Below are 13,820 nucleotides of genomic sequence, written 5' to 3' on the forward strand. Positions count from 1 at the left end.
ACGGGAAGGGGTGCGGACGCCGGTGGGCGCGACGGCCGGTGGCTATCTTCACCCGGTATGGTCTGCGCACCCACACGTACCCCAGAGGGTGAGACGAGAGAGGGAGACCGCATGCCGGAGCCGGTGCAGTCCGGAGCGTCGCCGTCGCCGTCCGATCGCCGCGAGCTGTTGCGGCAGCGGATCGTTCGCTCACTCTCCGTGAAGGACGAAGGTGTCCGGGAGACGGCCGTCCTCCGCTCGGCACCCGCCGAGGAGCAACGCGAGCCGTTCCCCCTGACCGACCTGCAGGCGGCCTACTGGGTGGGTCGCCGCGAGGGGCAGCGGCTCGGCGGGACCGCCTGCCACGGCTATCTGGAACTCGACGTGCGCGAACTGGACGTCGACCGGTTGAGCCGGGCCTGCGACCGGCTGGTCCAGCGGCACCCGATGCTGCGGGCGGTCATCGACGACGACGGCAACCAGCGGGTGCTCGACGAGGTGCCGTCGTACCGGATCCCCGTCGCGGACGCGACCGGCCCGGACGGTGGCCGGCTGCTCGACGACATCCGCGACGAGATGTCCCACCAGGTCCTCCGGGCCGATCAGTGGCCGTTGTTCGACCTGCGGGCCACCCGGACCGGGGAGTCGACGTCCCGGCTGCACATCAGCTTCGACATCCTGATCGCCGACGCGCTGAGCTTCCGCATCCTCGCCGTCGAACTGGCCGACCTGTACGAGGACGCCGACCGCGAACTGCCGGCGATCGGGGTCACCTTCCGCGACTACGTGACGCACCTGAACCGGGCGGACGACGGGGCCCGCGAGGCCGACTGGGCGTACTGGCGGGAGCGGATCGAGGCGCTGCCGCCGGCGCCTGACCTGCCCGTACGGCCCGCCGCCGAGCAGCCGGAGATCCCGCGCTTCTCCCGGCTTGAGACCCGGCTGTCCGCCGAGAGCTGGGCGGCGGTGCGCAAGCTGGCGGGAGCGGCGGGGGTGGCGCCGGCGGGCACCGTGCTGGGGGCCTTCGCCGAGGCGTTGGGGGTCTGGACCGCCGCGCCGCGCTTCACGCTCAACCTGACCCTGTTCGACCGTCGACCGGTGCACCCGGACATCGACCGGGTGGTCGGGCCGTTCACCAACATCAGCCTGCTGGGGGCGGACCTGGCCGCCGCCGGATCGTTCACCGAGCTGGCCGCGAGCCTGCAACGGCAGATGTGGAGCGACCTGGAGCACCGGCAGGTCAGCGGCGTCGAGGTGCTGCGGGAACTCGCCCGCAGGCGCGGGGGCGAGTCCGCGATGCCGGTGGTCTTCACCTACGTCCAGGACCCCGGCAACGACGACTTCCGTACCGACCTGAGCCGGCTGGGCACGATCCACTACGCGCTCTCCCAGACGCCGCAGGTGCTGATCGACTGCCAGGTGTCGGAATCCGCCGGGGAGGTCTGGGTCTGGTGGGACGTCGTCGCCGACGCCTTTCCGGACGGCCTGCTGGCGGAGATGTTCGCCGCCTTCACCGACCTGTTGGGGGAACTCGCCGAGCCGGCCGCCTGGGCGGCGGCCCGGCCGGCCCGGCCGCCGGCTGCGGTGGCGGCGCTGCGGGAGAGCACCGAACCGGTGGCGGAGCTGCCGGTACGACCGCTGCACGAGCTGGTGACCGAGGCCGCCGACCGGTGGCCGGACCGCACGGCGCTGGTCGACCCGGACGCGAGGCTCGACTACGCGGGCCTGCGGGACGCCGCGACGGAGCTCGCCGTCCGGCTGACCGACGCCGGGGTGACGGCGGGCGAGCTGGTCGGTGTGCACGCGCGCGACGGCATCGACCGGGCGGTCGGCGTGCTCGGCGTCCAACTCGCCGGCGGGGCCTACCTGCCGCTGGACGCGAACCTGCCGGCCGGGCGCCTCACCGAACTCGCCCGGCGGGGCGGCATCCGGATGCTTGTGGTCGGTGCGCACGACGACCTCCGTCCGGAGTGGGCGTCGGAGCAGCTCGTGGTGCTGACCGCGCGCTCGGGCGCGGGCGGACCGGTCGACGTGCCGGCGCCGGGCCGGCTGCCGGAGGTGCCGTTGGACCAGAGCGCCTACGTGGTGTTCACTTCCGGCTCGACGGGAGCGCCGAAGGGCGTGCAGGTCTCCCACCGGGCGGCGGCGAACACTGTGCTCGACGTGAACCAGCGGTACGGCGTCGACGAGCGGGACCGCGTCTTCGCGGTGTCGTCGATCGGTTTCGACCTGTCGGTCTGGGACATCTTCGGCACCCTGGCCGCCGGCGCCACGGTGGTCAGCGCCGAGCCGGGGCAGGCCGGCAAGGACCCGGCGCGGTGGCTGGCCCGGATGCAGGCCGAGCGCGTCACCGTCTGGAACTCGGCGCCCGCGTTGATGAACCTCTTCGTGGACGTCTGCGAGCTGCGCTCGGCGGTCCTGCCGGACCTGCGGCTGGTGCTGCTCAGCGGGGACTGGATCCCGTTGAACCTGCCCGCGCGCATCCGCCGGGTGGCCCCGAACGCGCGGGTGGTGAGTCTCGGCGGAGCCACGGAGGCGGCCATCTGGTCGGTCGCCTACGACGTGCGCGACGGCGACCGTGGCTGGTCCAGCGTGCCGTACGGCTTCCCCCTGACCAACCAGCGGCTGTACGTGCTCGACGAGGCGGGGCGCGAGCGTCCGGTCGGCGTCGCCGGCGACCTCTACATCGGTGGGGTCGGGCTGGCGCAGGGCTACTGGGACGCCCCGGAACTCACCGCCGCGGCGTTCGTCGAGCACGAGCGGCTCGGCCGGCTCTACCGCACCGGCGACCTCGCCCGGCGGCACCCCGACGGCTGCCTGGAGTTCCTCGGCCGGCGGGACGGGCAGGTGAAGATCCAGGGCCACCGGGTCGAACTGGCCGAGGTGGAGGCGGCCCTGGTCCGGCTCCCCGACGTGCAGTCGGCGGCCGTCGCGGCAGTCGGCCCCCGGGACGGCCAGCGGCAGTTGGTGGCCTACCTGGTGCCCGCCGACGAGCGGCTCGACGTCTCCGCACTGCGTGCGGCGCTCGGCGCGAGCCTGCCGGAGTACCTGGTGCCGAGCAGGTTCCTGGTCGTGGAGTCGCTGCCGGTCAGCGCCAACGGCAAGCTCGACCGCGCCCGGCTGCTGGAGCTGTCGCCACCGGTCCCGGCGGAGCCGGAGCCGGCCGCCACGGCGCCGCTCCCGGTCGAGACGGCGCCGCGGACCCCGCGCCCGTTCGCCGAGTACCTGCTCGGTCTCGCCCGGCAGGCGACCGGGAACGACCAGCTGGGCCTCGACGACGACCTGATGCTGGCCGGGCTCGACTCGGTGGACCTGGTCCGGCTCTGCAACGTGCTGGAGCGGGAGCTGGACTTCCGCCCGCCGTACGAGGAACTGGTGCGCAACCCGCGCGTCGCGGCGATCGAGCGGATGCTGGAGTCCGACCTGCTGGACCGGCTACGGGCCGGCGGCCGGATCGGCTCGGGCTCCGGCGACGGGGACGAGCAGGCGCCGTCGGCGGAGCTGGTGCAGCGGGCCGTGCTGCGCCACCGTACGCTGCACAGCCTGGCGGGTCGGTCGATGCCGGCACCGGACGCGGCCACGGACCTCGACCTGTACCGCGACAGCGCCTCGTGGCGGGGCGGGGACGGGGCGGGGGCGGTCACCGGCGAGCAGCTCGGCAGCCTGCTCTCGGTGTTGCGGGCCGTCGAACTCGACGGCCGGTCGAAGTTCCGCTACCCCTCCGCCGGTGGCCTGTACGCGGTGCGCACCTTCGTGCACGTGCGGCCGTCCCGGGTCGACGGGCTCGCCCCGGGGGTCTACTTCTACAACCCGGTGGCGCACCGGTTGGCGATGTTCGCCTCGGCGGTCGGCTTCGACCCCGAGTGGTTCGGCGGCGTCAACCGGCCGGTGGCCGGCGCGGCGGCCTTCGCCGTCTACCTCGCGGCGGACTCGGCGGCGATCAGCCAGAAGTACGGCGCGCGCACCGCACGGTTCGCCGCGTTGGAGGCGGGCTCGATGGCCATGCTGCTGCGGCAGGACGCGGCCCGGCACGGGCTGGGGCTGTGCCAGATCGGGGGCTTCGCGGACGATGCGGTCATCCAGTGCCTCGGCCTGGACCAGCGGGAGGACCTGCTGACCACGGTGCTCGGCGGACCGGTCGGCGGGGGTGCGGCGCTGGACTACGAGGAGGGCTTCGTGTGAGCGCCCCCGACGCCGCGACGGGGCCAGGGCCGGGCGGGCCCGGCGCACAGGAGCCCGCCGAGCTGCTCGCCGAGCTCCGGGGGCTGGGCGTGGAGCTGACCGTCACCGACGGCCGGCTCACCTTCCGGGCGCCCACCGGGGTGCTGACCGACCCGCTGCGGCAGCGGCTGCGTACCCACCGTGACGCCCTGCTCGCGTTGCTGACCGGCGGGCAGTCGGTCCGCCGGGCGCTCACCGACCGGCAGCTGCGCATCTGGCTGCTGCACCAGCGCTACGGCGGCAGCGTCGGCTACCAGCTCGGCGGCGCGTTCCGCCTGCACGGGCCGCTGCGTACCGACCTGTTCCGGGACGCGGTGCGGGCGGCGGTCAGCCAGCATGCCGCGCTGCGTACGGTGGTGGCGATCGAGCAGGGTCTGCCGGTCCTGGTGGTGCGCGAGCGGATGCCCCTCGACGTCGCGCTGCTGGACGTGCCGGGCGGCACCGACGACCTGGTGCACCAGTTGGTGGCCGAGGTGATCAGCCAGCCGATGGACCTGGTCGACGGCCCGCTCGTACGGGTGGCGCTGCTGCGGTCGGGGGCCGGGCAGCACGTCGTGGCGCTGGCGATCCACCACCTGGTCGCCGACGACCACGCGGTGCGGCTGTTCGGCGAGCAGGTGATGACCAACTACCGGGCGCTGGCCGTCGAGGCCGTGCCGGTCGACCTGCTGGTGGCGCGGGAACGGAGCGACGCGGCCGAGCCTCCCGCGGTCGACTGGCGGGCGGACCCGGCGCTTCTCGAGCGGGTCGCCCGGCGACGGGCCGCGCTGTCCGGGGTGCCGGCACCGGTCCTGCCCGCACCGGGACCGGCGGTGTCGGCCGCTTCGCCGTGGGCGGCGCGGTCGCTGGCGGTCCGGCTCGACGGCGAGGCCCAGCAGGCGTGGGACCGGGGCCGCCGGGCGGCCGGCCGTACCTCGCTCGCGGTGCGCCTCGCCGTGATCGGACTGGCGGTCGCCGCGGCGGGCGGGCCGGACGAGCTGCTCGTCGGCACGCCCGGGTTCGGGCGCGAGAACGCGGCGCAGTGGCGCACGATCGGCTACTTCGCGACCACGGCCGTGGTGCGGGTCGCGCTGGCCGGCTGCCGGACGTTCGGTGACCTGCTCGCCCAGGTCGCCGATGACCTGAACGAGGCGTGGTCGTTGCAGCGCGTGCCGTACGAGGAATTGGTGGGTAACCGGTCGCACGCCGTCTCCGGTGGACATGTCCTATGGCTTGTGGCCTATCTGGACGCGCCATTTCCCGAGGTGCCCGGGCTCGATGTCCAGCCGGTGTCGATACAGGCGCAGCAGGCCCGCCACGATCTGCGTATTGGGATCGCCCAGCGACCGGACGGTACGGATCTCGGCATAACATATCGGCAAGCTGCGGTATCCGATGGCTTTGTCACCGATTTCGCGGCCGCGCTTCGCAATTTCTCGGCGCGACTGCCCGCTCCGGACGCGTTGCTCGCCGAGCTGACCACCCCACCGCCGAAGGGCCGTGAACAGGGGATGCTAGGGGTTGCCGACGGCTCTGCGGCGCGCCTTCTGCGGGTGGCGGGACGCCGTAGAGGCGGGTCGAGATCGGGGCAGGAAACTAGTAGTTGACATCGGTAAACTGTTGGTGCATGCTCGCGATGCGAATCGGGGAGGGGCGCGAAAGTGCTCCATTCCGGAGCGTCGCGAGCAGGTTACGAATTGTTTCTGGCAGGCGCGCCCGGTTAATTGGAAACTCGTTGATGGATGTCGGCACCCGCTACCTGTCGTGGTGGGCGGGCTACCTCCTGCCATCGACGCGACCAATCAGTGAACCGAGCGTGGTGCTGCCGTGGCGGAACTGTCGAGCGGGAGGCGCGGAGACGTGTTCAACGATGATGACGACCGGCGTGTGTACCTAGTCGTGATCAACGAGGAGGAGCAGTACTCCGTGTGGCTCGCCGACCGGGAGCCGCCGACGGGCTGGCGCGCGGTCGGCTTCAGCGGTTCCCGCGACGAGTGCCTCGACCACATCGAGCAGGTGTGGACGGACATGCGGCCGCTGTCCCTGCGTACCGCCCTCGCCGAGGCCGCGGGGCGAGTGACCGACTGATGGCGGCACCGGGCCTCTTCCGCGCAGCGCCGTGGCAGCGATGGCTGGTCAGCCACCTGCCCGACCCGGCGTCCTGGCACGGCACCGCCGAGGTCCGGCTGCCCGTCGCCGTGGCCCGGGCGGAGGAGGTCGTCCACGCGCTGCGGGAACGACACCCGCTGGCGCGTACCCGTCTCGTCGGCGACGACCGGCACGGCGCGGCGCTGCAGATCCTCGACGGCCCGGCGGACCCCGCCGCGTCGGTGTGCTTCGAGGTGCACGCCGAGCCCGACGGTGGCAGCCGGGTGCTGATCCGGGTCCCCGGCACCCTCGCCGACGCCGGCACCCTCCGGATGCTCCAGTCCGCCCTGGTCGACGAGGCGGCGGGCCGGCCGGCCGACCCGGCGGGCCTGGACTCCCTGCTGCGGTACGCCCAGTGGCAGCACAACCTGCAACGGCAGGCCCCGGAGCCGCTACCGGCGCGGGGCCCGGTCAACGCGGTGCCGTTCGAACGTCCCGTGACCGGCACCGCGTCGGCCGAGGGCCTGCTGGGTCACGTCGCGACCGGGGCCGCGCGCGACGGTCTGCGGGAGGCCGCCGAGCTGCTCGACGTCACGGCCGAGGCGGTCCTGCTCGGCTGCTGGTGGCTGCTCCTGCGCGCGATCGCCGACGGCGAACCGGACCAGCTCTGGGTCGGGGTCGACGAGCGCCGGGCACCCGTCCCCGACACCGTCGTCGGCCCGCTGACCGGGTACCGGCCGTGGCCGGTCGGCCTGGCCGGTGACGCCGCCGTCCGGGACGTGCTGCTCGCCGCCGACAGGTGGCTCGCCGGTCCGGCCCTGCGGCGGCCGGTCTGGCACGAGGCGAGCGAGCCGGACGCACTGCCGGCGTACGCGTTCACCACGGCACCGGCCCACGCCGCCGTCACGGTGCCGGGCGGTGAGGCCGTGCTGTCGCCGCCCGCGCCGCCGCCGTTCGCGCGTACCCTGATGCTCGCTCCGGCCGTCGGCGCGCAGCGCGTGGACCTGCTGCTGCGCCACGCCCCCGACCGGATCCACCGCGACGACGCCGTCCAACTGCTGGACACCCTGGACGGCCTGCTCGCCGATCTCCCCACGCTGGTGCGGGCCGGCCGGCCCTGGCGGGGCGCCGCACCGGTCGGCACCGACGCCGCCGCGACGCCGGTGGACCCGCCGTCGTTCTGGCGGCGCATCCAGCAGCAGGCGGCCCGGACGCCGCAGGCGCCGGCCGTGGGCACGGGCGACGAGTGGCTGACCTACGCCGAACTGGTGCACGCGGCCCGCCGCCTGGCCGGCGAGCTGCGCTGGCGCGGCGCCCGGCCCGACGAGTGCGTCGGTGTGCTGGCGGCCGACGGTCCCGGCCTGGTGGTCTCCCTGCTCGGCGTGCACGCCGCCGGCCTGGCCTACGTGCCGCTGCACCACCGGCTGCCCGCGGGCCGCATCGCGCAGATGCTGGCGACCGCCGGAGCGCGCCTGGTCGTGCACGACGGCTCCGCGCCGCAGCTGCTGCCGGCCGACGTGCAGGTGGTCGACCCGACCGCCGGCGCGGACCCGACACCGACCGGGCCGGCCGATCCGCCCGGTGGCGGCCCGGAGTCCTTGGCCTACGTCATGTTCACCTCGGGCAGCACCGGCACGCCGAAGGGCGTCATGGTGACCCGCCGGGGCCTGGACAACTACCTCGACGTGGCCGCGCGGGAGTACCCGCTGGCCGCCGGCGCCGGGGTCGTCTCGCATACGGCCGTGATCTTCGACCTCTCGGTGACCTCCCTGCTCGCGCCGCTGCTGGTCGGCCAACGGGTGGTCGTCACCGACGCCGACGAGGGCATCGACGGCCTGCTCGCGGCGATCCGCGCCGTCGGTGACGTGAGCCTGCTCAAGCTCACGCCGGCCCACCTGGCGCTGCTGTCCCGGCTCGACCTGGCCGGCTACGGCCGGGTGCGCGCGGTCGTGCTCGGCGGCGAGGACCTGCCAACCGACGTGGTCGCCCGCTGGCGCGCCAACCACCCGGACTGCCTGGTCTTCAACGAGTACGGCCCCACCGAGACCGTCGTGGGCTGCACCGTGTGGTCCCCGGACCCCGCGGACGCCGGCTACCGCAGTGTCCCGATCGGACGGCCCATCCAGGGGGCCCGGGTCCTGGTCTGCGGGCCCGACCACCGGCCGCTCGTGGCCGGGGTGCCCGGGGAGATCTGTGTGGCCGGCGCCGGCGTGGCCCGCGGGTACCTCGGCGACCCCCGGCGCACGGCGGCGCAGTTCGTGCCGGACCCGACCGGGGAACCGGGTGCCCGCATGTACCGCACCGGCGACCTGGGCACCGCCACCGCCGCCTGCGGCCTGCTGTTCCACGGCCGCATCGACCGGCAGGTCAAGCTGCACGGCTTCCGGATCGAGCCCGCCGAGATCGAGCTCAGGCTGCGTGAACTGCCCGGGGTGACCGACGCGGTGGCACACGTCGGCACGCTGCCGGGCGGCGAGCGGGTACTCGTCGGCTACCTGGTCGCGGACCGGGAGGTCGGCACCGGGGCGGACACCGCGCTGCTGCACGCGGCGCTTCCGTGGTACATGGTGCCGACCATGCTGCGCCGACTGCCCGCGCTGCCCACCGCCGCCAACGGCAAGGTCGACCTCAGGCAGCTTCCGCCCCCGGTGGCCGCCCCCACGACCGGGGGCGGTGCCGTCACCGAGATGCAGCGGCTCGTCCGCGAGGCGTGGAGCGAGGTCACCGGGGTCGCCGAGCCGGACCTGGACACCCGCTTCTTCGAGGTCGGCGGGACCTCGTACTCGCTGGTGAAGGTCAACGCCAGGCTCCGCGAACGGTTGCGCCGCGAGATCTCCATCGCGGACATGTTCGAGCGTCCCACCATCCGCCAGCTGGCGGCCTTCCTGGAGGAGGAACCGCCAGCGGCCCCCGACACGCCGGAGCACCCGACCGGGAACGTGTCGCCGGAACCCACTGCCGACCGGCGCCAGGAGGCGTTGCGGCGGCTGCGCGCACGACGAGGCGAGGGCTGACCATGGAAGACGAACTCGCCGTCGCGGTGGTGGGCATGGCGCTGCGGTGCCCGGGTGCCGAGACCCCCGAGGAGTTCTGGCAGAACCTCGTCGACGGGGTCGAGAGCATCGAGCGGTTCGCACCCGAGGAGGTGGAACTGCCCGCCCGCCTCCGTGATCTGGACTCCGGCGCGGTGCACGTACCGGCCGGCGGCCTCCTCGACGAGCCCGCCCGCTTCGACGCCGAGTTCTTCCGCATGTCACCGCGCGAGGCCCAACTGATCGACCCGCAGCACCGGCTGCTGCTGGAGGTCGCGCACGAGGCCTTCGAGAACGCCGGAGTGGTGCCCGGCGCCGGGACCACCGCCGTGTACGCCGGTGCGGGTTTCCCCAGCTACCTGTGGTCGCGGCTGCTGGACAGCCCGACCACCGAGGGGGCGGGGCAGTACTGGCTCACGGTCGGCAACGACAAGGACCACGTCGCCACCCGGATCGCGTACACGCTCAACCTCCAGGGCCCGGTCGCCACCGTGCAGTCGGCCTGCTCGACCTCGCTCGTCTGCGTGCACTTCGCCTGCCAGAGCCTGCTGGCCGGCGAATGCGACGTGGCGCTCGCCGGGGCCGCCTCGGTCGGCTTCCCGCAGCGGCGCGGCTACCACTACACGGAGGGCGGGATCCTCTCGCCCGACGGGCACTGCCGCCCCTTTGACGCGCAGGCGCAGGGCGCGGTGCCGGGCAGCGGCGTCGGTGCCGTGGTGCTCAAGCGACTGGCCGACGCCCGCCGGGACGGCGACCCCATCCGGATGGTGATCCTCGGCAGTGCCATCGGCAACGACGGCGCGGCCCGGATGAGCTACGCCGCGCCGGCGGTCGCGGGCCAGGCCGCCGTGATCAGCGGCGCGCTGCGGGTCGCCGGAGTGAAGCCCGACGAGGTCTCCTACGTCGAGGCGCACGGCACCGGCACCCCCCTCGGCGACCCGATCGAGGTGGCCGCCCTGGCCCGGGCGATGCCCGGTGAGCCGGGAAGCGCGCCGCCGTGCTGGCTCGGTTCCGTCAAGGCCAACATCGGCCACCTCGACGTGGCCGCCGGGATGGCCGGGCTGGTCAAGACGGCCCTCGCGCTGGAGCACGAGACGATCCCGCCGACCCTGCACTTCACCGAGCCGAACCCCCGGCTGGAACTCGACCGGACCCGCTTCCAGGTCGCCGGCCGCGCGGTGCCGTGGCCCCGGACCGGTCCGGTCCGGGTGGCCGGGATCAGCTCCTTCGGCCTGGGCGGCACCAACGGGCACCTGGTGGTGACCGAGCCGCCCCGCGACCGTGGCGGCGAGGAGCCGGTGCGCGCCGTCGCGCCGCCCACGCAGCCCGTCGCGCTGCCGCTGTCCGCGGACAGCCCGGCCGCACTCGACCGGCTGGCCGACCGGCTCGCCCCGGCGCTCGGCCCGGACCTGCCCGCCGCCGCCCGTACGCTGGCCGCGCGGCGACCGCGCGGGGTGCGCCGGGTACTGCTCGCCACGGATCCGGCGCACGCCGCCGAGCTGCTGCACAGCCAGCGCCAGAGCCAGCACGCCGGGCCCGGGCGGGTGGCGTTCGTCTTCTCCGGTGCCGGCAAGCACGCCGTCGCGGAGGCCGCCGAGCTGCTCGCGTTCGACGCGTTCGCCGAGGCGTACGGGCAGGCGCGCGCCGTCTTCGCCGACCTGGGCAGCACGCTGCTGGAGCCCGACGTCACCGACCCGGAACTGCTACGCCGGCCGACGCTGTCGCTGCCGTCCCTCTTCGCCGTGCAGGTGGCGCTGGCCCGGCTCTGGATGGCCCGCGGGGTACGCCCCACCGCCGTCGCCGGGCACAGCGCCGGGGAGTGCGCCGCCGCGCACATCGCCGGGTCGCTGCCGCTGGAGGACGCGGCCGCCCTGGTCGTGATGCGGGCCCGCCTGCTGGAGGAGTCCGCCCCGGGACGGATGGCCGTGGTGCCCCTGCCGGCCGCCGAGGCGGAACGACTCGGCGCCACCTTCGGACTGACGCTCGCCGCCGTCAACACCGCCCACAGTTGCGTTCTGGCCGGCGAGGTCGCCGCGTACCAGCGGTTCGCCGAGCACGCCGAGGCCACCGGCCTGGACATCCAGCCGGTCGGCATCGCCACGGTCCCGCACTCGCCGCTGCTGGCCGACGGCGCCCGGCAGCTCACCGCCTTCGCCGAGGGCCTCGACCTGCGACCGCCCACCATCGCGTACGTCTCGGCCCTGACCGGGGCGCGGGTCGACGCGGCCGAGCTGGCCCGCCCCGGCTACTGGGGCGAGCACCTCTGCCGACCGGTGCGCTTCGCCGACGCCGTCGCGGCGCTCACCGCCGAGGCCGACCTCTTCGTGGAGATCGGCCCGGCGGGCACGGTCGAGCCGCTCGTCGCGGCCGATCCCCAGGTCGAGCGCGAGACCGTGGTGGGGTCGCTGCCGCACCCGAAGGAGGGCGTCCGGCCGCAACGGCGCCTGATCGAGTCGCTGGGCCGGCTGTGGGCGCAGGGCGCCGAGGTGGACTGGTCCACGGTGCTCGGTGCCGGCCCGCGTGCGGCCGTACCGACCGCGCCCTTCGTCGGTGTCACCCATCTGGCCAGGGCCGGCACGGACGCCGCGGTCGACGCGCCCAGAGCGCCCGCCGCCACGGGCGCCGGGCCCCGGGTGTTCGCGCCGACCTGGCACCGGGTCGTCCGGCCCCCGGCCGCCGTGCCCACCGGGAACTGGCTGGTGCTGGGCGCCGACTCGCCGCTCGCCGGTGAGCTGGTCGCCCGGATCACCGCGGCGGGCGGCGGCGCCCGCCGCGTCGACGCGCCGGTGGCCGACTTCCCCGCCGGTACGTCCGGACTGGCGGAGACCTTCGACCGGGTGGTGGCGGAGTTCGAGGCGCTGCTCGACGACCCCGAACTGGTCGGGGTGCTGGACCTCACCGGTCACGACGCGAGCCCGACGGCAGCCGGGCAGCCGGTCGACGCGAGCGCGTTCCACCGGCGGCTGGCGCTGATCCGCGCGGTCGACCACCGCCCCGAGTCGCCGCTGCGACTGGTCTGCGTGGTCTCCGGCACCTGCGCGGTGCTCGGCGACGAACCGGCCGATCCGGCCGCCGCGCTCGCCTACGGGCCGGTGCTCGTCGCGGACCGGGAGTACCCGCACCTGAGCACGAGGATCGTCGACGTCGACCGCGCCGGCGACCCGGCGGTCACCGCCGCCGTCCTCACCGGCGAACTGGGCGACGACGAGGGCCCCGAGCTGTACGCGGTGCGCGGTCGGCACCGCTGGCAGCGGTCCTTCTCGCCGGTGCCGGCCCCGCAACCGCCGAGCGAGGGGACGGACCTCGGCCCGGTGCTCGTCACCGGCGGCCTCGGCGGGATCGGCCGCTCCGTGGCGGTGGAACTGGCCCGGACCGGCACCACCGCGATCGCCTTGGTCGGCCGCGCCGCCGCGCCGCCCCGGTCGCAGTGGGAGGCGCTGCTGGCCGCCGACCCCGGCTCGCCCGTCGCCGCCCTGGTACGGGACCTGCGGGCGATCGAGGCGAGCGGCGCCCGGCTGCTGACCGTCGCCGCCGACTGCACCGACCCGGCGGCGATGCGTGCCGCGGTGGACCGGATCGCCACCGAACTGGGCCCGGTCAGCACCCTCGTGCACGCCGCCGGTGTGCCCGGCGGCGGGCTGATCCGGCTGCGTTCCGTCGACGAGTGCGCGACGGTGCTCGCGCCCAAGGTGCGCGGCGTACGGGTGCTCGCGGACGTGCTGGCGGACCAGCCGCTGCGGCGGGTGCTGCTCTGCTCGGCGCTGGACGCGGTGCTGGGCACCGTGGGGCAGGTCGACCACGTGGCCGCCAACGCCTTCCTCGACGCGGTGCCCGGCGCCGGCTGGTTCGGCGACGCGGTGGTGACCAGCGTCGGCTGGGGCGCCTGGCAGGAGGTCGGCCAGGCGGCCGACGTCTCCAAGGTCGGCGGGCTCGCCAACTGGCGTAACCGCGCGCTGGCCGACGCGCTGACCCCCCAGGAGGGGGCCCGGTTGGCCCACGCGCTGGCGTTCGGCGCCGGCGGCACCATGGTGGCCGGAACCGTCGATCCCGAGCTGCTGCTCGAACAGGCCCGCCAGGCCGACGTGGTCAGCCTCTTCGAGGACGAGCAGCCCGACGGTACGAGGCAACTGCTGCCCCGCCCGGCGCTGTCGGTGCCGTACCGGGAGCCGGAGGGGCCGATCGCGGTGGCCGTGGCCGGCATCTGGTCGGAGGTGCTGGGCATCAGCCCGATCGGCATGGACGACAACTACTTCGCCCTGGGCGGTCACTCGCTGGCGGCGGTGGCGCTGGTCGCCCGGCTGCGCCGGATCTTCGCCTTCCCGATCGGGCTGACCGACACGATCGCGCGGCCCACCGTCGCGGCTCAGGTGCAGTGGTTGGAAGCCGAGTTGGACCGCTTCCTCGATTCGATCTCCGACGAGGAGGTCGAGCGACAGCTTGCCGCACTCGAAGCGGGTGGGCAGGAGATCCGGCCGGACGGGAGTCCCGGCTGACCCGCCGGTTCCCGATCCGTGTCCACCC

5 protein-coding genes are annotated in these 13,820 nt (G+C 74.9%); all 5 read left to right on the plus strand.

All coding sequences use genetic code 11. From position 1 onward, the window contains the following. Nucleotides 1-111: 111 nt before the first annotated feature. The 5 genes from ACGFIR_RS25905 (at nt 112) to ACGFIR_RS25925 (ending at nt 13,792) form a co-directional block, all read left to right on the plus strand. Nucleotides 112-4,161 (plus strand): amino acid adenylation domain-containing protein, encoded by a 4,050-nt coding sequence (locus ACGFIR_RS25905; RefSeq protein ID WP_393147657.1) that lies wholly within the window; start codon nt 112-114, stop codon nt 4,159-4,161. Then, a complete protein-coding gene (locus ACGFIR_RS25910) occupies nt 4,158-5,786 on the plus strand; it encodes a condensation domain-containing protein (RefSeq protein ID WP_393147659.1) in 1,629 nt (542 codons plus the stop codon). The genes ACGFIR_RS25905 and ACGFIR_RS25910 overlap by 4 nt, the downstream gene beginning before the upstream one ends. Nucleotides 5,787-6,039: 253 nt before the next feature. After that, a complete protein-coding gene (locus ACGFIR_RS25915; RefSeq protein ID WP_393006781.1) occupies nt 6,040-6,267 on the plus strand; it encodes an MbtH family protein in 228 nt (75 codons plus the stop codon). After that, complete coding sequence (locus ACGFIR_RS25920; RefSeq protein ID WP_393147661.1) at nt 6,267-9,281, plus strand: amino acid adenylation domain-containing protein; 3,015 nt, start codon at nt 6,267-6,269, stop codon at nt 9,279-9,281. The genes ACGFIR_RS25915 and ACGFIR_RS25920 overlap by 1 nt, the downstream gene beginning before the upstream one ends. A gap of 2 nt (nt 9,282-9,283) precedes the next feature. Next, the gene (locus ACGFIR_RS25925; RefSeq protein ID WP_393147663.1) at nt 9,284-13,792 is read left to right on the plus strand and encodes an SDR family NAD(P)-dependent oxidoreductase; all 4,509 of its coding nucleotides are present in this window, start codon (nt 9,284-9,286) and stop codon (nt 13,790-13,792) included. The last annotated feature ends 28 nt before the right edge of the window (nt 13,793-13,820 follow it).

The organism is Micromonospora sp. NPDC049051, from assembly GCF_043197575.1.
GTDB lineage: Bacteria > Actinomycetota > Actinomycetes > Mycobacteriales > Micromonosporaceae > Micromonospora.